Genomic DNA, 19101 nt, shown 5'->3' on the forward strand with positions numbered 1-19101 from the left:
ACGGCATCAGTAAGTAGCCACTTCCGCTTACCACCGTACGGGTCCAGGGTGAAGAGGTGAATCGTCTCGCCTGGTATCTCTTCGCCGCGGTCTCCGTCCTGTGGGGGATTCCGTACTTCCTCATCAAGATCGCGATCGAGGACCTGTCGCCGCTGCTGGTGGTCGCCGGTCGCGCCGCGATCGCCGCCGCCGTCCTGATCCCGGTCGCCCTGCTCCGCGGCACCCTCGGCTCGCTGCACGGCAACTTCCGGACCGTCGCGCTGATCTCGGCCGTGCACATCATCGGCCCGTTCCTGCTGATCACCTACGGCGAGCAGCACATCACCTCGTCGCTGACCGGCATCCTGATCGCCGTCGAACCGGTGGTCATCGCATTGATGATGGCGCGGACCGAGCCGCTCACCCCGATGCGGACGGCCGGGCTGCTGACCGGGTTCGCCGGTGTGGTCGTGCTGGTCGGGGTGGATCTGGGCGGCGACCGCTGGGGTCTGCTCGGTGCCGGGATGGTGCTGCTCGCCGCGATCAGTTACGCCTGGGCCGTCATGCTCGTGCAACGCCGGGCCGCGCATCTGCCGCCGGAGGCGCTCACCGTCGGCACCACGGTGACCACCACGGTCGTGCTGGCCCCGCTCAGTCTGCTGGTGCTGCCGACCGGGCCGGTGGGACTGGACGCCTGGGGTGCGCTGATCGCTCTCGGGGTGCTCTGCACGGCGGTGGCGCTGCTCGCGTTCTACCGTCTGATCGCCCTGGCCGGGTCGAACCGGGCGGGCCTGGTCACCTATGTCAACCCGGTGGTGGCGGTGCTGCTCGGTGTGGTCCTGCTCAATGAGCCGATCGGGGTGGGCACAGTGGCCGGTTTCGCGCTGGTGGTGGCCGGATGCTGGTTGTCCACCCGGCCGACGGTGGCACTGACCAGGTCCTCTGTCTAACCGCTGCGATATTGCCAGCCAACTCACAGCAAGTCGACAGCTGACAAACCTGTCCTGCACAGGATTTTTGCGAAACCTTTGCCAAGTCTTCAAGATCAGTGGGAAGACCTGGAGAAGGAGCGCCATGCGGCAGTCGGGGACGACAGAACCGGTCGAAGCGATCTACGGTGGTCGTCATGTCGAGTGACCGCCCGATCTTCGTCGTCGGTTGTCCCCGGTCCGGTACGACGATGCTGCAACTGATGTTGCACGCGCATCCGCGGATCGCGCTGCCGCCGGAGACCCGCTTCCTGCTCGCGGGCTACCAGAAGCGCGCCGAGTTCGGTGACCTCACCGAGGCCGCCAACCGGGAGGAGCTGGCCCGCTTCATCGTCACGTCGGCACACTTCGAGGACCTGGGCCTGGACCCCGAGCAGACCGCCGAGGCGATCGTGGCCGGCCCGCCCACGCTCGGTTCGGCGTTCGGCGTCGTCTTCCGGATGTACTCGGAGCGGTTCGGCAAACCCCGCTGGGGCGACAAACGGCCGCTCTACCTGCGGCATCTGCCGACGATCCGGCGGCTCTTCCCGGACGCGCAGATCATCAACATCATGCGGGACGGGCGGGACTGCGTGGCTTCGCTCAAGGAGACGCCGTGGAAACCGTCCGAGTTCGACACCCTCATCGACTACTGGGCCAAGTCGGCCGACGCGTCGCTGATGGCCGCCCGGCGCTACCCGAAGGACGTCTTCCACCAGGTGCGTTATGAGGACCTGGTCGCCGACCCGGAACCGCATCTGCGCCGGATCTGTGACTTCCTGGAGGAGGACTACGACCCGGCGATGAGTACGCCGAACAAGCTCGCGTCGGTGGCCGTGCCCGAGTACAAGACCTGGCACACCCTCACCCACCAGGCGCCCACCACCGAACGGATCCAGAGCTGGCGCACCCGCCTCACCGACGAGGAACTGCGCCGGTGCGAGGCGGCGTTCGGTGAGCAGCTCACCAAGTTCGGGTACCGCCCGTCGATCCCGGTGCCACGCACCGCCCGGATGCGCTCGGACGCCAAACTGATCGCCCGGCACCGGCTCGGCCCGGCACGGCAGGCGGCCCGCAACCTGTTCCGCCCGGCCGAGGTGGCCGAGCCGCCGGTCGCCGCGCTGCTCACCAAGGGCCAGCTCAAAGGAGTCGCCGCCTAGGGAGATGCCCGAGGCCGGGGTGTGATTCGCACCCCGGCTCCTCTAGGACACCAGCCGCCGCTCCCAGGCCCACGCGGCGATCTCCACCCGGTTCCGGGTGCCCAGCTTGGTGTGGATGCTGCCGAGATGGGTCTTCACGGTGCCGACCGAGATGAACAGCCCACCGGCGATCTCCGCGTTGGTCTGGCCGCGGGCGGTCAGGCGGACCACCTCCAACTCCCGGGGGACAGCCCGCCGTCGCCCCCGACCGGAACCGGAGCCGCCAGATGACGCAGCAGCCGGACCGTGATCGACGGGCTGACCAGCGCGTCCCCGGAGGCGGCCGCCCGCACCGCCTCGATCAGCAGAGCCGGGCCGGAGTCCTTGAGCAGGAAACCGGCCGCGCCGCCGAGCAGGGCCTGATGCACGTACTCGTCGAGGTCGAAGGTGGTCACCACGACCACCTTCACCGGGTCCGGCACGTCCGGCCCGGCCAGTAGCCGCAGCGCCTGCAGACCGTCCATCCGCGGCATCCGGATGTCCATCAGCGCCACGTCCGGTTTCAGTCGCCGCGCCTCGGCGACCGCCTTCACCCCGTCCGCGGCCTCGCCGACGACCTCCATGTCCGGCTGCGCGCCGAGGATCATGCCGAAACCGGTCCGGACCATCGCCTGGTCGTCGGCGATCAACACCCTGATCACGAAACACTCCACTCCAGTGGCAACACCGCGTCGACCACCCATCCGCCTGCGACACCCGGTCCCGCGGTGATCTTCCCGCCGACCGTGCGGACCCGCTCGGTGAGGCCGACGAGACCATATCCGGGGCGTTCGCGCGGTGTGGGCGGGCGGGGTGCGGGTCCGTCGTCGCTCACTCTGACTGCCAACTGCCCGGCCGTACGAGTGAGCTGCACCTCCACCCTGCCCGCCTCCGGGGCGTGCTGTCTGATGTTGGTGAGAGCCTCCATCACCACCCGGTACACCGAGGTGGAGACCTCCACCGGCAGTCCGGTCATGTCGCCGTCGAGGTGCAGCCGGGCCACCGCCCCACCAGCCGCGGTGAACTGCCCGACCAGGGTCTCCAGATCGCCGACCCCGGCGACCGGAGCGAGCGGCGCGTCCGGCCGGGACTCCGGGTCCCGCAGCACCCCGACCATCCGCCGCATCGACGCCATCGTCTCGCTGCCCGCCTGCTCGATCTGCTCCAGGGCCAGCAGCACCCGTTTCGGGTCCTGCTCGGCGATGAACCGGGCCCCCTGCGCCTGCACGACGATGCCGGTGACGTGATGGGCGATGAAGTCGTGCAGGTCGCGGGCGAACTCGGCGCGCTGCTCGGCCCGGACCGCGTCGACCGCCCGCTGCCGGTTGCTCTCCAGCGTGCGCAGGTAGACCCCGATGCCGATGGCGGCCGCCCCGGCCAGCGCCTGGATCAGGCCGAAGGTGACCACATAACCACTGTCCAGCTGGCCGGACCGCAGTGGCACCAGGCCCACGGCCAGCAGCAGCACCGCCACCGCCGGGACCGCCCACACCGCCCGGCCCCGGCGCGCCACCACCATCAGCGTCCCGAGCAGGGCCACCGACTCGGCCAGACCCCAGAGCGTGTTGGCCGCCCCGTGCCGGTAGAGGAACACACTCAGCACCATCGAGTGCAGGCCCAGCACGAGCGCCGCTCCCGGCAGGACCACCGAGTCCTGCCGGTGGGCGGGCAGCCAGACCGCCGCGGCGATCATCGCGGCCGCCACCCGCCAGAGGGCGACCGAGACACTGTCACCGGCCAGGCCCCCTTTCACGTCGACGATGCCGAGGAGAGCCAGCAGCCCGAGGGCGGAGAGCTGGCCCATGCGGAGCAGGGCGAGGTTCATCATCGTGACCCAGCGTAGGCGGCCGGATGTCGGTCTCCATCGGCCGAAAGTAATAGCCCGGTCCCTGACTTGCGAGGGATGCGGCGGGGTGTCGCGTTCGGCCAGGATCGATCGTGTCCGATCCCCGTGAGCTTGGAGTTCCCGCATGCAGAGGCAGTCCGCACCCGTCACCGACCGCGATGGCCTGGCCGCGGTCGCGGCGGTGGACCTGGTGAAGGTCTACGGCACCGGCGACACCGCGGTCCGCGCGCTCGACGGCGTGACCGTGGGGTTCCAGCGTGGCCGGTTCACCGCGATCATGGGCCCGTCCGGCTCCGGCAAGTCGACGCTCATGCACTGCCTGGCCGGTCTGGACACGGCCACCACGGGCCAGGTGCTGCTCGGTGGCACCGACCTGACGAAACAGCCGGACAAGGTGCTCACCAAGGCCCGGCGGGAGCGGATCGGTTTCGTCTTCCAGTCGTTCAACCTGCTGCCGCAGCTCACCGCGGCCGCCAACATCACGCTCCCGCTCGACCTGGCCGGCCGTCAACCGGACGCCGCCTTCCTGGACCGGCTGATCACCACCCTCGGGCTGGCCGGCCGACTCGGTCACCTGCCCAGCGAACTCTCCGGCGGCCAGCAGCAGCGGGTCGCCCTGGCCCGGGCCCTGGCCTCCCGCCCCGAGGTGGTCTTCGCCGACGAGCCGACCGGCAACCTCGACTCCCGCTCCGGCGCCGAAGTGCTCAACCTGCTCCGGGACTCGGCCCGCGACCTGGGCCAGACCATCGTCATGGTCACCCACGACCCGGGCGCCGCCGCTTACGCCGACCGGGTCGTCCTGCTCGCCGACGGGCGGCTGGCCGGCGAGATCCACGGTCCGGACACCGCCTCCGTCACCGCCGCCCTGCAGAGCCTGGCGGCCGGCCGATGAGCGAGCCCGTGACCGTCTCCGCCGGCGCCGGGCAGGTGGCGCGATGAGTGTCGTGCTGCGTACCCAGCTCGCCGGAGTCGGCCGGCGTCCGGCCCGGCTGCTGCTCACCGGGCTGGCGGTGCTGGTCGCCTCGTTCGTCGTCTACGCCACCGTGCTGGCCCAGCAGATCACCGAGCGCAGCGTCCTCAACGGGCTCAGCGGCACCCCGGAAGCCGCCGGCCTGGTGGTGCGCGACGGCGACCTGCGGGCCGCCGACCTCACCGCGATCAGCGGGCTGCCCGGAGTCGCCGAGGCGGTCGCCCGCACCGACTCCTACGTGCGGACACCCGGCGGGGACCTGGTCGTCGCCACCGATCCCGGCAGCGGGCCACTGAGCACGGTGACGGTCACCGCGGGCCGCTATCCACGGGCGCCCGGCGAGATCGCGGTCACCCCACGGACCGCGGAGCGGATGGATCTGCAGGTCGGCGCCACCGTGCCGGTCACCGTGGGGGAGAACGGCAATCAGACTCTGACCGTGGTCGGGACGGTGCTGCCGCGCGACGACGTCGGATTCCTGGCGTACTCCGGGCTCGACACGGTCCGGGCGCTCTCCGGCGGTAACGACTTCGTGAGCCGGATCGACGTGCGGCTCGACGGCAAAGGGGACTCGTCCGGCGTACGGCAGAAGGTCCTTGATCTGCTCCGAGGCCGGGAGGTCGTGCCGGAGGTCAGCACGGGACAGGCGACCCGGCTGGCCGAGGCGCGGGCGGCGGCCGACGAGATCGACCAGCTCTTCATCGTGGTCCGGGTGTTCGTCGCGGTCGCCGTGATCGCGGCCGGGCTGATCGCCGCCTCCACGTTCCGGATCGTCTTCGCCCAGCGGATGCGGCAACTCGCCCTGCTCCGCGCGGTCGGCGCCGGCCGGGGTGCGCTGGCCCGCGCGCTCGCCGCCGAAGGTGCCCTGACCGGCCTGGTCGCCGGGCTCACCGGGGTACTGGCCGCGCTCGCCGTCGGCCACCTGCTCCCACCGGTGCTGTCCGCCTTCGGATTCGCCCTGGCCCGACCCGGCTTCCCGCTCGTCGAGGCGGTCCTCACCGTCCTGCTGGCTGTGCTGATCACCGTCGTGGCGGTGCTCGCCCCGGCCTTCTCCGCCGCCCGGGTGGCGCCGCTGGAAGCGCTGCGCTCGGCCGCGACCACCGGCGCCCGGCCGGGCATCGGAGTACCGCGCCTGGTCACCGGGCTGCTCTTCGCCGCGGCTGCGGCCGGAGCCGCCGCCCTGGTCTGGAGCAACCTGCCCAGCCCGGGGGAGGACTACGACCGGGGCGAAGCGATGCTGCTCGGCGTCGTCGGGTCCGGCGGACTGGCCTTCATCGCCCTGATCGCGCTCGGCCCGGTGCTGGTCCGGCCGGTCCTCGCGGTCGCCGGCTGGCCGCTGCGGCGCCTCGGCCCGGTCGGGCGGCTAGCCGTCGGCGGGGTCGGCGGCAGCACCCGGCGGGCCGCGGCGGTGTCGGTGGTGGTCGCGCTCGGCGTCACCCTGGTCACCGGCGTGCTCGTCGGCGGCGACTCGATCCGGGTGCTCGCCACCCGGGAAGCCGTGGCCGCCGCCCCGGCCGACTTCGAACTGCGCGGCCCGGCCGGGGTCGCCCTGACCGACGGGGTGGCCGCGAGAGTCCGGCAGAGTCCCGAGGTCACCCGGGTCGTCACCTACCGCTGGGCCGACGGGATCACCATCGGCGGCATGGAGGGCTGGGCGGCCACCGACGTCCCGGTGGCGTCGGTGCCCCGGCTCGCCGACCTCGACGCCCAGTCGGGTTCGGTCGCCGACCTGGCCCCCGGCCGGGCCGTCCTCAGCAGCATCGTCGCGGAGGTCGACGGGCTCGGCGCGGGCGACCAGGTCACGGTCGGGCTCGGCGGCACGGCGATCCGGGTGACGGTCGCCGCCGTCGTCGGCGGGGAGACGCCGCTGCACACCGGTGTCCTGCTCGACCCCGCCGACCTGACGAGACTCGGGGTGTCCGCCGCGCCGACCGGGCTGCTCGCCGACGCCGCCGAAACCGGTGAGTCCGGCCGTACCGCCGGGCTGCGGGCGCTACGCACCGCCGCCACCGCTCAGGCGGACCTGGCCGTCGCTGTCCTCGCCGACCAGTACGACCAGGTCAACGACGCCCTCGCGGTGCTGCTGACGGTCGCGCTGGCCCTGATCGGCCTCACCGTGCTGATCGCCGTCGTCGGGGTCGGCGCCACCACGGCCCTGTCGGTGGTGGAACGGTCCCGTGAATCGGGCCTGCTGCGGGCTGTCGGCATGTCGCGGGGCGGGCTGCACACCATGCTCACCACCGAGTCCGCGCTCTACGGGGTGATCGGCGCGGTGCTCGGGGTGCTGCTCGGTGTGCCGTACGCCTGGCTCGCCGTCTCCGCGATCGGCCTGGACGCCCCGCTGACCCTGCCGGGACGGCAGCTCCTCGCGGTCTTCGCCGTGCTCGTCACCCTGACCGCGCTGGCCGGTGTCCTACCGGCCCGTAGAGCGGCGAGAACCAGCCCGGTGACCGCCCTCGGCACCGACTGACCCCCATCCGAGTCACCATCGAACCCCGGATCTCCACGCGGCGGTGGTGCTTGCTGTGTGTGGTGAGCCGGGGTTCTGGCTTTCCATACTGGACTGTGGGAAAAGCCGGGGGAGGGATCGGCGAGGGCTGATGGGTTGGCGGGGGTGTGAGGTTGTCTACAGCGGCCCGGTGAAGCGGCCCTACGGGACAGAACGGATCCGGAACGTCCGGTATGGTTCGCCCGCTATCGACGGGTGATCACTGCGGGGGACGGATGAGACGCAAGCTGGCTATCGGGATCGGGACGGCTACCGCCGTGCTGGCCGCGGGCGGTGGAGTGGCCGCACTGACCTGGCCTTCCGGGTCGGGGGCGGCAGCGCCGGCGGCGGTGCCGGCCGCCGAGCCGGTCACCGTGACCGGCACCCTCGCGCCGGACCCGAATCCCGCGCCGCCCCGGGTGAAGACCACGCTGCGCTCGGTGGACCTGACGGTCTCCGGCACCAAGGCCGATCTGCCGCAGCGGACCACGAAACGGTTCAGCCTGCTCGGGGTCACCTGGAACGACGGCCGCAGCGCTCCGGACGGCACCCTCGAAGTGCGGACCCGCAGCGTCGCCACCGGCGAGTGGTCCGGCTGGCAGGCCCTGCAGTTGCGCGACGACGCCCCCGACGGGGCGGAGGCGGCCGACCTCGGCCGCGGCGCCACCGCCCCGCTCTGGGTCGGCCCTTCCGACGGAGTGGCCGCCCGGATCGCCGGTAAGGGCTCCGGCCTGCCTGCCGGCCTGCGGATCGACATGATCGACCCGGGGAGCGACAGCGGCGGCAAGGGCGGTGGTGAGCCGGCCCCGAGAGCGTCGGCACCGGCCCCGGAGTCCCCGGCGCCCACCCTGTCGACCGAGGCCCCGGCCCCGGCGGAACCCTCCGAGGAGCCGACCGAACCGGTCGTCGAAGAGCCTGTACCGGGCGAGCCGGTCACCGGGACGCCCGCGCCGGCCGGCCCGGCCGTCGAGGAGACGGAACCCGCCGAGGACGGCAGCAAGGTCGACGACCTGACCGATGAGGTGGTCACCCCGGCGGCCGAGTCCGGCAAGGACTCCGCCAAGGCGTCCATCACGGCGGCCACCACCGTGCCGGTCGCGGCTCAGTTCCCGACCTACTACTCGCGGGCGGCGTGGAGCGCCGACGAGACCATCGTCAAACGTGACCAGATCGTGGAGGCCAGCAGCGTCCAGGTGGTCTGGCTGCACCACACCGCGCACGCGGCGAACACCGCCAACGACTACCAGTGCTCTGAGGCTCCGGCGATCGTCCGGTCGATCCAGGCCTGGGACATCAAGGGCGACGGATATTCCGACATCGGCTACAACTACCTGGTCGACAAGTGCGGCCGACTTTACGAGGGCCGGGTCGGGGGCGTGGAGAAAGCGATCGTTCCCGCCGCGGTCAAGGGCTTCAACACCGGTTACGCCTCGATCGCGGTGATCGGCAACTACGAGACCGCCGCGTCCACCGCCGCGGTCGAGACGATCGTCGCGCAGGTCGCCGCGGCCCGCCTCGGTAAGTACGGGTTCAACCCGACCAGCATGGTCACGCTCAAGGCGTCCATCGCCAACGACAAGTTCAAGCCGGGTGACACGTTCACCGTGGCGCGGCTGGCCGGTCACAAGGACGCCGACGCCACCCTCTGCCCGGGAGTGAACCTCTACGCCCGGCTGCCCGAGATCCGCGCCAAGTCGCAGCAGATGGTGACCGGCCTGTCGATGAAGCCGGTGACCGGCGGCGGGCTGGCCGCGGGCGCCTACCACGTGAAGAAGTCCGCGACGCTCAACTGGGCGGTCGGCACCGCCTCCGCCGAGATCGCCGGGTTCGACATCCTGGTCGACGGGGCGGTGGCCGCCACGGTCGCCGGGGACAAGCGCACCGCCACGGTGGCGCTCACCGCCGGCCGGCACAACGTCACGGTGCTGGCCCGGCACATCGCCGGCAGCACCGCCCGGGTCGGCGTGGTGATCTACGGCGACGTGACCGCTCCGACGTACGCCAAGGTCGTGGGGTTGTCCTTGCGTACCGGCACCTACAGCGCGACAGTGGTCCCGGTGCGGCTCACCCCGAACGGCGCCGACAACCTGAAACTGGCCGGTTACCAGGTCAGCCGGCCGAAGCCGGCGACGCTCGGGCCGGTCAGCAGCTGGGCGACCACGGTGAAACCCGGCGCGAATGTCTGGACGGTCACCGCGAAGGACGTGGCCGGCAACACCCGGGCCGCCTCGATCACCCGGAAGGTGGTCCTCTCCCCGGAGACCGCCGCGAAGAAGACCGGCACATGGACGAAGAAGACCCACACCGCGTACCTCGGTGGCAAGAGCCTCACCGCGTCGGCGAAGAACGCGAAGCTGACCTGGGCGTTCACCGGCCGGTCGGCGTCGCTGCTGTTCTCCCGGGTGGCCAAGAGCGGCAAGGTGGCGATCTACGTGGACGGTAAGAAGGTCACCACGATCGACCTGAAGTCCACCAAGACACTGAACCGGCAGGCGGTGTGGACCCGCGACCTGGCCTACGGCAAACACACCGTGGCCATCGTCGTTCAGGGCACGTCGGGGCGCCCGGCCGTGGTGTCCGACGGTCTGGCGTACATCAAGTAGTTCGTCGAGGGTTGTCGCGCCGCTCCGGACCGGGATGGTCCGGCGGCGCCGGGGGCAGGGTGAACGAGAACGTCGCGCCCTGCCCCTCCTCGCTCTCCGCCCAGATCTCCCCGCCGTGCCGTTCCACCGCCCGGTGCACGGTGGTCAGCCCGATGCCGGTGCCGGGGAAGTCGCGGGCGTCGTGCAGCCGGGCGAACGGGCGGAACAACGAGCCCGCCTGATCGGCCGGGAACCCGGCACCGTTGTCGTGGATGTGGAACCGGGCGCCGTCGCCACCGATCTCGACGGCCGGGTGCTCGACCTTGCGGGTGAACTTCACCGCGTTGGTGATCAGGTTCTCCAGGATGACCCGGACCAGTCCCTCGTCCCCGTCGGCGGACATGCCCTCCCGGACGGTGAACGCGACCTGCCGGTCCGGGTCGCGGGCCGCGACGTCGGCGATCACCTGATGTGCCGTCGCCGTCATGTCGAAGATCTCCCGGCGCAGTTCGCCACGGCTGGCGCGGGCCAGGATCAGCAGCGACTCCACCAGGTCGGCCATCCGCATCGCCGCCGCGTGAATGCGGGTCAGCCGGTGTTTGGTGGCCTCGCCGAGCGGCTCCTCGATCTCCTCCAGCATGTGCTCGGCGAAACTGCTGATCACCTGCAGCGGGCCGCGCAGGTCGTGCGAGACCGAGCCGGAGAAGGCCTCCAGCTCCCGGTTGCGCCACTCCAGTTCCTCGACCAGTGCCGCCCGGGTCTCGGCGAGCTGCCGGGCGGCCCGTTCCTCGGCCGCGTCGAGTTCGCGGCGCATCAGCTCCTCCCGGATGCGGCGGGCCTCGTCGTGCGACTGCTTGCGGCGGATCTGCGCCCGCACGTGCACCCGCAGGCCCTCCTGCACATCGGCGTCGCGCACGTAGTCGTCGGCCCCGGCCGCCAGACAGTCCAGCATCCGGTCCTCATGCCCGGTCATCACCAGCGGCAGATCCCCGGCCTGCGGGGCGCCACGCAGTCGACGGCATTCCTCGCGGGCCCGTTCCAGGTCGTCGCCGAGCCCGAGGACGATGCAGTCGACCGGCTGGGCGGCCAGCAGTTCGACGGTGTCGTCCATGGTGGTGGCCTGCACGATGTCGTAGCCGTCGGCGCGCAGCGGTTCGGCCCAGCGTTCCAGTTCGGCCCGGTCGGTGCCGACGATCATCACCTTGCCCGGCCCGTGCAGACCACTGATCGCCTCGAGCGGCAGCTGTTCGGCGCTCTGCCGCAGCACCACCGCCAGTTTCGCCAGCACCACCGCCATGTCCTGCTGTTTGCGGACGAACGCGTCGGCACCGGCGTCGAGCATCTGCATCTCGGTCGCGTAGTCGTCGGCGGCCGTCATCAGCAGGCACGGGGTGTCGCGCAGGGCCGGGTCGAGGCGGATCCGGCGGATCACGGTGGCGCCGTCGATGCCCGGCATCACCCCGTCGACGATGATCGCGTGCGGCCGGCGGTCGGCGGCCATCCGCAGCCCCTCCTCACCGCCGGTCGCGGTCAGCACCGCGTAACCTTCCGGTTCGAGCAGTTCGCGCAGCTGTTCCCGGAAGGTCATGCTGTCGTCGATGACCAGGATGATGGTGCGGTCGCCGGCCCGGTCCGGGATCTCCCCGAGCAACTGGCGGGTACGGGCCACCACATAACCGGCGTCGTACGGCTTGCCCACGTACTCGTCCGCACCGGTCCGCAGTCCGGCGAGCCGGTCGGACACCTCGCTCTCACTGGACAGCAGCATGGTGATCACCCCGTCCCGTCCGGGGGTGCGCCGCAGTTCGGTGAGCAGTTCCAGTCCGTCGGCATCGGGCAGCAGCACGTCCAGGACGGCCGCGTCGAACGGTTTGGCCGCGAACGCCGACCGCGCCTCGGCCCCGGTGGCGCAGAGGATGGTGACGAACCCGTCGTCGGAGAACGCCTCGTGCAGGTCCATCCGCACGGTCAGGCTGTCGTCTACGATCAGCACGGTCGGTGTCATCGGTGGACCGCCGAGGACAGTTCGGCGACGCGGGTGGCGATCCGGGCGGGCGGGAGCACATGTTGCGCGGCCCCGAGCAGCGCCGCTTCCCTGGGCATGCCGTAGACGACGCAGCTCCCCTCGTCCTGGGCGAACGTGACCGCGCCCCGGTTGCGCATCTGCAGCAGCCCGGCCGCCCCGTCCCGGCCCATCCCGGTGAGCAGGCAGCCGATCGCGGACGGCCCGAACTCGTCGGCGACCGATTCGAACAGCACGTCCACCGACGGCCGGCAGGAGTGCCGTTGCGGGCCGTCGCTGAGCCGCAGCAGCTGATCCCGGACGAGCACGTGCCGGTCCGGGGGCGCGAGCAGGATCTGGCCGGCGGCCCGGCTGACCGGGGTGCCGTCGGTGGCGTACCGGACGTTGCGGCCGGTCTGCCCGGCCAGCCAGTCGGAGAACGCCACCGCGAACTGTTCACTGGTCGCGATGTGCTGCACGATCAGGATCGGGGTGGAGAAGTTCGGCGGCAGCGAGCACAGCAGTTCGGTGAGCGCGCCGGGGCCGCCGGTGGAGGCGCCGACCGCGACCACGGACACCCCGCCACCTCGCACCGGTGCCGGCATCGGGACCGGCAGCGGGGCCGGTGCCGCGCCGGTGGTCCGCTGGCCCAGCCGGGCCCGTGGGTGGGTGATCACCCGGATCCGCGCGACCAGCCGCAGCGACGTGCGCAGGCGCACCGCCCAGTCCGCGTCCGAGGCGTCACCGCGGGGCTTCTCCAGCACGTCGACGGCCCCGGCGGCCAGGGCGTTGTACGTGCTGAACAGCTCCTGCCGGTCCGCTGACGACACCACCAGGATCGGTGTCGGATGGGCGGCCATGATCTGCTCGGTGGCCTCCAGCCCGCTGATCCCGGGCAGCATCATGTCCATCGTGATCACGTCGGGCCGCAGCCGGGCGGTCATCTGCACGGCCCGTTCACCGTCCAGAGCCTCCCCGACGATCTCCAGGTCCGGATCCGGGGCGAGTGCCTCCCGCAGGTGGTGCCGCATGGTGGAGGAGTCCTCGACGATCAGCACCCGGGTCATGAACGGACCACCAATCGCCGGATGTGACCGAGCAGCTGCTGCTGGTCGAACTCGCCTTTGACCACGTACGCGCTGGCTCCGGCGTCGCGGCCCCGGTCCCGGTCGGCGGCGCTGGCCCGGGAACTGACCAGGATCGCCGGCACCACGGCCAGTTTCGGATCGGCGCGGGTCCGTTCGACGAACGTGAAACCGTCGATGCCGGGCATGTCGATGTCGGTGAGGAACAGTCCGTACCGCCGGGCCCGGGCCTTCTCCAGGCCCTCCTCACCGGACGCGGCCAGGTCCACCTCGTAGCCGGCCGACTCCAGGATGCTGCGTTCCAGCATCCGGGTGGTCAGCGAGTCGTCGACGACCAGGATCGGCAGTGGCGCGGCGACCGTGGCGGCGACCGGCCGGGCACCCTCCTGATGGCCGCGGAACACCTCGTCGGCCAGGCCCTGCGGGTCCAGCACCAGGCGCGGGTTGCCGTCGGCGTCCACCGACACGCTGCCGACCACCGCCGACGCCGGGGCCAGCTCCGGCAGCGGACGGGCCACCAGACCGGACGTGCCGGCCAGCCGGTCCACCCCGATCGCGAAGGTGCCGCCGGTGGTGTTCACCACGACCGCGGCGCCGATGCCCGGCGTCTCCGGGACGGTCGAACCGGTGTAGAGGGCTTCGGCGAGCGGCAGGAACGGGGCGGCGCTGCCGTCGTAGACGATCCGGCCGGACACCGCGGCGGCGGCCGCCTCCTCCGGGCTCAGCCGCACACACGCCCGGACCACGTCCAGCGGCAACGTTGCCACCGTGCCTCCGGCCTCCACGTTCAGCCCGGTCATCGCGAGCAGCGCGAGCGGGAAGATCAGCTCCACGGTGGCGCCCCGGCCGGGGACACTGTGCACCTGCACCTCGCCTTGGAGCTGGGCGGCGACCTCGCGGACCGCGTCCATGCCGATGCCCCGCCCGGACACCTCGGTCACCGCCGGGGACGTGCTGATCCCGCCGTGCAGGACCAGGCCGAGCAGCTGGTCACTGTCCGGCGGCCCGCTTCCGGTCTCCAGCAGGCCACGTTCCTCGGCGGTACGGCGTAACGCGTCCAGATCGAACCCACGGCCGTCGTCGACGCACCGGAACCGGGCGAACCGCCCGCGCCGTTCCACCTCGACGGTGATCGTCCCCTCGGCCGGTTTCCCCGCGGCCAACCGTTCGGCCTCCGATTCGATGCCGTGCACCACCGCGTTGCGCACCACGTGCAGGAAACCGCCGCTGACCGGGCTGAGCAGGTGCGCCCCCATCCGGAGCCCGACGCCGCGAGCCTCGAACCGGACCCGTTTGCCCTCCCCGTCGGCGGCGTCGCGCACCGCCCGCCGCAGGGTGGTGAAGACCGAACTGACCGGGACCAGCCGCAGCCCCTCGGCCCGGGACCGGACGTCCTCCAGCTCCCGTTCGATCTGGTCGACCGAGTCGGTGAACCGGCGGCCCGCCGACCCGAGTTCGGCGGCCAGCCGTTCCGCCGCCGCCCGGGTCGCCGTCGCGCCGCCCCGGCCCACCCGGAGCTGGTCGGCGAGGTTCTCGGCGGCCCGGTGCAGCCGTTCGACGGTGGCGCATCCGGTGCGCAGCGGCGCCATCCGGGTGTTGGTCTCACCGATCGCGTCCAGCAGTTCGTCCAGGTCGGCGGTGGCCGTCTTGGGCGCGAGCGAGATCTCCTCCCGCTGCTCCACCTTGGCGGGCTTCTCCGCCGCCGTCTCCGCCGAATGCGAAGGCGACGGCGAGGCCGACGCGGCCGGGGGCGCGGCCGGATTCTCGATCATGGTGACACAGGCCGCGATCGCGTCGTTGAGTCGCAGCAGCTCCCGCATCTGTTCGGCGGCCAGCGGCGCCGCGTCGTCGCCCCGGTGCGGGACCAGCACCTCCTCGAACGCGTGCGCGTGGTCGGCGATCTCCTTCTGCTTGACCACCCGGGCCGCGCCCTTGAGCGTGTGCGCGACCCGCAGCAGCATCGCCACCGGTTCCGGGCCGGGCCGCTGGTCCAGGTCCAGCACACCGGCGCTGATCTGATCGACCAGTTCGCGCGCCTCGACCCGGAAGTACCGCAGCGGATCCTTGCCCTCGGCCATCAGTGGCGTCCGGTGCCGACGAGTTCCAGCAGGTCCCCGGAGAGGGTGGAGAGGTGGGCCGCGGTCTGTTTGGTCTGCACCGCGCTGGCCTCGGTCTCCCGGGACACCCGTGCGGTGTCCGAGACGGCCACGTTGACCTGCTCGACGGCGGTGGTCTGCTGCTTGGTGGAGAGTTCGATCTCCCGGGTGGCGTCGTTGGTGGTGGAGACGAGCTGGGCGATCGCCCGGAACGAACTGGTGGCCGCGTCGAACTGCCGGGACCCGGCATCGACCGCCTTGGCCCCGATCTCGGTGGCCATCACGGTGGTGTTGACCGCGCCGCGGACGTCCTCGATCAGGGCCCGGATCTCCTTGGCCGACCCGGCGGTCCGGTCCGCGAGCTTGCGGATCTCCTCGGCCACCACGGCGAACCGGCGGCCCCACTCGCCGGCGCCGCTCGCCTCGATGGTGGCGTTGATGGCCAGGATGTTGGTCTGTTCGGCCAGCTCCGACACCAGATCCGCGACCAGGCCGATCTGCTGCGACTTCTCGCCCAGCGCCAGCATGTGCTGCACGATCTGGTCGACCTGGGAACGGATCGCGGTGATCGAGGTCCGGGTCTGGTCGATGGTGGAGTCGCCGTTGCGGGCCGCCGACTCGGTGTCCTCAGCGATCCGGGACACCCGCTGTGCCGCCTCGGAGATCTGCCGCGAGGTGATCAGCAGCTCGGAGATGGTCGTGGTGATCTCACTCATCGCACTGGCCTGGTCCCGGCCGCCGCTGACCTGCTGGGCAGCCGCCGCCTCCAGCTCGGCCGACGAGCTCTGGATGTGGCCGACCGCGGCGCCCACCTCACGCTTGAGGTCCCGGCTGAGCCGCCAGGCCACCGCGCTCGCGCTCGCCGTGGTGAGCAGACCCAGCACGATGATGACCACGATGGCCTGGGTGGCCCGCGTCGACGCCGCGTCCCGGGCCACCCTGACATCGGCGGTGACCTGGGTTACCAGCGAGGTCAGCGCGTTCTGCAGCTCGACCCGGACCGGTTTGACCTTGTCCTGGTTCAGCTTGACGATGTCGTCGATCCGGGCGGTGCTCGTGTCGGCGGCGCGCACCGCCATGATCTCCTTGACCGCGGCCGCGTGCCGGTCGTCGATACCGGCGATCTCCATCAGCAGCTTCTGCAGGTCCGGATCGGTCAGGGACGTCTGCAACTCGCTGAGCTGGCGCCGGAACTCGGTGTGGTTGTCGTCGGTGAGCGCCAGGTTCTCGGCCGTCGGGAGCAGCAGGTAGGCGCGGTAGTCGGCGATCCGTGCCTCCATGTAGACCTTCAGGTTCTGCGCCCCGGTCAGATTCTCGGTCGCCGAAGCGATGGCGGCGTCCTTGGCGTTCACCACGAACACCAGGCCGACCACCGACGTGATGATGGTGAGCAGGGTGAACAGAACGGTGATTCCGACACCGAAGGCGAGTTTGCCTCCGAACGTGCGTCCGGCCATCACGGGATCTCCTCGGGAACGGGCTGGTGTCCGGCCAGCTGGTGGACGAGCGCGCGGACAGCCGCAACGTCGATGATCGGGCGGTCGCCGTCCGGCAGCCGGACCAGCCCCTGCAGGCAGCCGCGCTGCCCGTCGTCGGTGGAGGCGGTGACCACGTCGCCGAGCGGCACCCGCAGATGCCGGTCCAGCTCGTGGAAGGCCAGCGCCAGCGGCGGGGTCCCGGCGGTGAGCAGCAGCCATCGGGGCCGCTGCGGGATGCTGTGCCCGAGCAGGGCCGCCAAGTCGTAGACCGGCACCACGGTGCCGGCGAAACCGGCCACCCCGAGCAGCGCCCGTACCGTCGTCGGCAGTGCCATCACCGGCCGGTCCGGGTGCACCCCGGAGGCCTCGGACAGGCGCAGCGCGTACGGCCGCCCACCGGCCCCGACCGCGAGCAACTCGATCGACTCGCCGTCCATGGTGCGAGCCGGCTGGGCGAACGACCTGTCGAAATCCGCCCGCAGCTCCTCGACCCGGCCCGCCACACTCATCGCCGCACCCCGCACGCGTCCAGTTCGGTACGGCACAGGGTGGTCAGGGCGAGCCGCCCGAACCCGCCACCGAACAACATGATCCGCTCCTCGGACTCGGCCGCGAGCAGCCGCAGCGCCGCCTCGAGATGATCGGCCGCCCCGGTGTCGTCACCGCGCCGCCGGGCCAGCAGGCCCATCCGCAGCCGGGGCATCGCGAACTGCGAATCCAGGTAGGCGGCCAGCTTGTACTGCCCGGTCGCCTGGTCGGCGCAGTCCAGCTCGTGACAGATCCCGAGCAGATGGTGGGCGTCCGGCTGCGGCCCGCCGACGTCGATCAGCCGGTGCGCGGTGGCGCGGGCCTCGTCGACCCGGCCGAGCTGGGCCAGCAGCACCCCGCGCAGCAGCACCTCCCGGTCACCGAGGGCGTCGAGGGCCTCGGCGAACCGGTCGTCGCGCAACAGCCCGAGCGCCCGCCGGTACGCGTCCGCCCCGAGGTCCGGGCCGGCCATCGGCGGTCGGGCGACCCGGACTGCCGGCGGCGACGCGGGCGCCGGCGCCGGCTCGGGGGCGGCCGGGGTTACCTGCCGCTGGTAGTAGACGGTGCCGCCGACGTGACACACGACCATGCCGTCGGGGCGCGGACCCATCGAATCGGTGTGCCCGAGGAAGAGATACCCGCCGTCGGCCAGCGCCCGGGTCATCTTCCGGTACAGGTTCGCCCGCACGTCGTCGGTCAGGTACATCAGCAGGTTGCGGCAGAAGATCAGGTCGTAGCCGGCGGTACGCCACAACTGCGGGTCCTCACCGGCCACGTTGTGCTCGGCGAACCGGACCGTGGCGGCCACCCGCTCGTCCACCCGGTAACCGTCCGAGGTACGCCGGAACCACCGGGTGCGGACGTCCTCCGGGGTGTCCCGCAGCGACCACGGCGAATAGGACGCCGACCGGGCCTTCGCCAGCACCTGCCGGTTGGCGTCGACACCGACCACCGTGACGATCCAGTCGTCGGCGGGTTTCGCCGTCGCCGCGGCGATCGCCAGCGAGTACGCCTCCTCACCGGACGAGCAGCCGACCGAGAAGATCCGCAGCACCCGCTGCCCGGCACGGGACTCGATCAGGTCCGGCAGCACCCGCTCCTGGAGGACCCGGAACTGTTCCTCGTGCCGGAAGAAATAGGTCTCGGTGATGCTCAGCGCCTGGGCCAGTTCGGCGATCTCGGCGGTCCACCGCCGCCCGTCCAACCGGTCCAGATAGTCGCGTTCGCTCAGCCCGTGCGCCTTGGCGCGGGTGGTCAGCACGGTGGCCGTCTGGGTGAGGTCGTTGTCGGCGAACGTCCAGCCGAGCCGCTTCTGCAACAGGTCCCGGAAGCGGGCCAGGGATTTCGATCCGGTCATGAGCCGTCCTCCGGTGGGCTGCCGGCCGCCTCCCAGACCTCGTCGGGGACCGCCTGGATGCTGCGCAGCAGGATCAACGGCTCGGTGCCGATCGTGCCGACGCCGGCGATCAGGGCCTTGGCGGCGCCGGTGAGCAGCGCGGCCGGGCCCTCCGGCGGTTCCACCTGGACCTCCTGGACACCGATGACCGGCCCGGTGGCGCAGACGATCATCCCGCGCCCGGCCTGCACCGCCACGTAGCGCTCGATCTGGCCGGTGATCCCGGTGAGCAGCCGGGTCACGTCGATCACCGGGGACGGCGTACCGCGCACGATGGTCAGGCCGCGGACATAGGGTGGAGGGCCGGCGAGCGGCCGGGTCGCCAGTGGCCGCATGGTCTCCACCACCTCGTCGAGTGGCAGCGCGCAGTAGAGCGGCCCGGCACGGAAGAGCAGCGCCAGGACGCCCGCGTCCACCGCCTGTGCCACGCCGCCCGGTTGCCCCGCCACGGCCTCAGGCTAGTCACCGTTTTGCGAGCTTCGCTCGCTTTCAGGCCATCCGGCCG

13 protein-coding genes and 1 pseudogene are annotated in these 19101 nt (G+C 71.8%); 5 read left to right on the forward strand and 9 right to left on the reverse strand.

What is annotated here, in order from left to right; translation table 11 throughout:
• Positions 1 to 56 precede the first annotated feature (56 nt).
• Both BLU81_RS01470 and BLU81_RS01475 read left to right on the forward strand, forming a co-directional pair.
• On the forward strand, positions 57 to 929 hold the full coding sequence (locus tag BLU81_RS01470; RefSeq protein WP_092540892.1) for a DMT family transporter: 873 nt from the start codon (positions 57 to 59) through the stop codon (positions 927 to 929).
• Positions 930 to 1105: 176 nt separating this feature from the next.
• Positions 1106 to 2107, forward strand: a complete 1002-nt coding sequence (locus tag BLU81_RS01475; RefSeq protein WP_092540894.1) for a sulfotransferase family protein — start codon at positions 1106 to 1108, stop codon at positions 2105 to 2107.
• Between the two features lie 42 nt (positions 2108 to 2149).
• Here the strand turns inward: BLU81_RS01475 and BLU81_RS01480 are convergent.
• Both BLU81_RS01480 and BLU81_RS01485 read right to left on the reverse strand, forming a co-directional pair.
• A pseudogene (locus BLU81_RS01480) lies at positions 2150 to 2787 on the reverse strand (response regulator).
• On the reverse strand, positions 2784 to 3953 hold the full coding sequence (locus BLU81_RS01485; protein WP_092540896.1) for a sensor histidine kinase: 1170 nt from the start codon (positions 3951 to 3953) through the stop codon (positions 2784 to 2786). The pseudogene BLU81_RS01480 and the gene BLU81_RS01485 overlap by 4 nt, the downstream one beginning before the upstream one ends.
• Positions 3954 to 4095: 142 nt before the next feature.
• Here BLU81_RS01485 and BLU81_RS01490 point away from each other — a divergent pair, with 142 nt between their 5' ends.
• From BLU81_RS01490 to BLU81_RS01500, 3 genes are all read left to right on the forward strand, one after another.
• Complete coding sequence (locus BLU81_RS01490; protein WP_092540898.1) at positions 4096 to 4863, forward strand: ABC transporter ATP-binding protein; 768 nt, start codon at positions 4096 to 4098, stop codon at positions 4861 to 4863.
• A 43-nt stretch (positions 4864 to 4906) separates the two neighbouring features.
• Entirely contained in the window at positions 4907 to 7411 is a 2505-nt protein-coding gene (locus BLU81_RS01495) for an FtsX-like permease family protein (protein ID WP_092540900.1), read from the forward strand.
• 254 nt (positions 7412 to 7665) lie between these two features.
• A complete protein-coding gene (locus tag BLU81_RS01500; protein WP_092540902.1) occupies positions 7666 to 10032 on the forward strand; it encodes an N-acetylmuramoyl-L-alanine amidase in 2367 nt (788 codons plus the stop codon).
• On the opposite strand, the gene BLU81_RS01505 is transcribed toward BLU81_RS01500, so the two are convergent.
• Genes BLU81_RS01505 through BLU81_RS01535 form a run of 7 tightly spaced genes read right to left on the reverse strand, consistent with a single transcriptional unit; the run spans position 10025 to position 19045 of the window.
• Entirely contained in the window at positions 10025 to 12004 is a 1980-nt protein-coding gene (locus BLU81_RS01505) for a response regulator (protein WP_231953994.1), read from the reverse strand. The genes BLU81_RS01500 and BLU81_RS01505 overlap by 8 nt on opposite strands.
• Positions 12005 to 12012: 8 nt before the next feature.
• A complete protein-coding gene (gene cheB, locus BLU81_RS01510; protein ID WP_092540906.1) occupies positions 12013 to 13080 on the reverse strand; it encodes a chemotaxis-specific protein-glutamate methyltransferase CheB in 1068 nt (355 codons plus the stop codon).
• Positions 13077 to 15176: a hybrid sensor histidine kinase/response regulator gene (locus tag BLU81_RS01515; RefSeq protein ID WP_092540908.1), complete on the reverse strand. Its 2100-nt coding sequence runs from the start codon at positions 15174 to 15176 to the stop codon at positions 13077 to 13079. Before BLU81_RS01515 ends, cheB begins: the two co-directional genes overlap by 4 nt.
• On the reverse strand, positions 15176 to 16651 hold the full coding sequence (locus BLU81_RS01520) for a methyl-accepting chemotaxis protein (RefSeq protein ID WP_092540910.1): 1476 nt from the start codon (positions 16649 to 16651) through the stop codon (positions 15176 to 15178). The genes BLU81_RS01515 and BLU81_RS01520 overlap by 1 nt, the downstream gene beginning before the upstream one ends.
• Positions 16651 to 17181: a chemotaxis protein CheW gene (locus BLU81_RS01525; protein WP_092556436.1), complete on the reverse strand. Its 531-nt coding sequence runs from the start codon at positions 17179 to 17181 to the stop codon at positions 16651 to 16653. Before BLU81_RS01525 ends, BLU81_RS01520 begins: the two co-directional genes overlap by 1 nt.
• Entirely contained in the window at positions 17178 to 18557 is a 1380-nt protein-coding gene (locus BLU81_RS01530; RefSeq protein ID WP_092540912.1) for a CheR family methyltransferase, read from the reverse strand. The genes BLU81_RS01525 and BLU81_RS01530 overlap by 4 nt, the downstream gene beginning before the upstream one ends.
• Positions 18554 to 19045 carry a chemotaxis protein CheW gene (locus BLU81_RS01535; protein WP_231953996.1) on the reverse strand — a complete coding sequence of 164 codons (492 nt, stop codon included), beginning with the start codon at positions 19043 to 19045 and terminating at the stop codon, positions 18554 to 18556. Before BLU81_RS01535 ends, BLU81_RS01530 begins: the two co-directional genes overlap by 4 nt.
• Positions 19046 to 19101: the final 56 nt, after the last annotated feature.

Source organism: Actinoplanes derwentensis, from assembly GCF_900104725.1.
Classification (GTDB): domain Bacteria; phylum Actinomycetota; class Actinomycetes; order Mycobacteriales; family Micromonosporaceae; genus Actinoplanes; species Actinoplanes derwentensis.

Coding starts and splice junctions, on each gene's coding strand:
- BLU81_RS01475 (WP_092540894.1), top strand. CDS start 1,106: ATGTCGAGTGACCGCCCGATCTTCGTCGTCGGTTGTCCCCGGTCCGGT.
- BLU81_RS01485 (WP_092540896.1), bottom strand. CDS start 3,953: ATGATGAACCTCGCCCTGCTCCGCATGGGCCAGCTCTCCGCCCTCGGG.
- BLU81_RS01490 (WP_092540898.1), top strand. CDS start 4,096: ATGCAGAGGCAGTCCGCACCCGTCACCGACCGCGATGGCCTGGCCGCG.
- BLU81_RS01495 (WP_092540900.1), top strand. CDS start 4,907: ATGAGTGTCGTGCTGCGTACCCAGCTCGCCGGAGTCGGCCGGCGTCCG.
- BLU81_RS01500 (WP_092540902.1), top strand. CDS start 7,666: ATGAGACGCAAGCTGGCTATCGGGATCGGGACGGCTACCGCCGTGCTG.
- cheB (WP_092540906.1), bottom strand. CDS start 13,080: ATGACCCGGGTGCTGATCGTCGAGGACTCCTCCACCATGCGGCACCAC.
- BLU81_RS01515 (WP_092540908.1), bottom strand. CDS start 15,176: ATGGCCGAGGGCAAGGATCCGCTGCGGTACTTCCGGGTCGAGGCGCGC.
- BLU81_RS01520 (WP_092540910.1), bottom strand. CDS start 16,651: ATGGCCGGACGCACGTTCGGAGGCAAACTCGCCTTCGGTGTCGGAATC.
- BLU81_RS01525 (WP_092556436.1), bottom strand. CDS start 17,181: ATGAGTGTGGCGGGCCGGGTCGAGGAGCTGCGGGCGGATTTCGACAGG.
- BLU81_RS01530 (WP_092540912.1), bottom strand. CDS start 18,557: ATGACCGGATCGAAATCCCTGGCCCGCTTCCGGGACCTGTTGCAGAAG.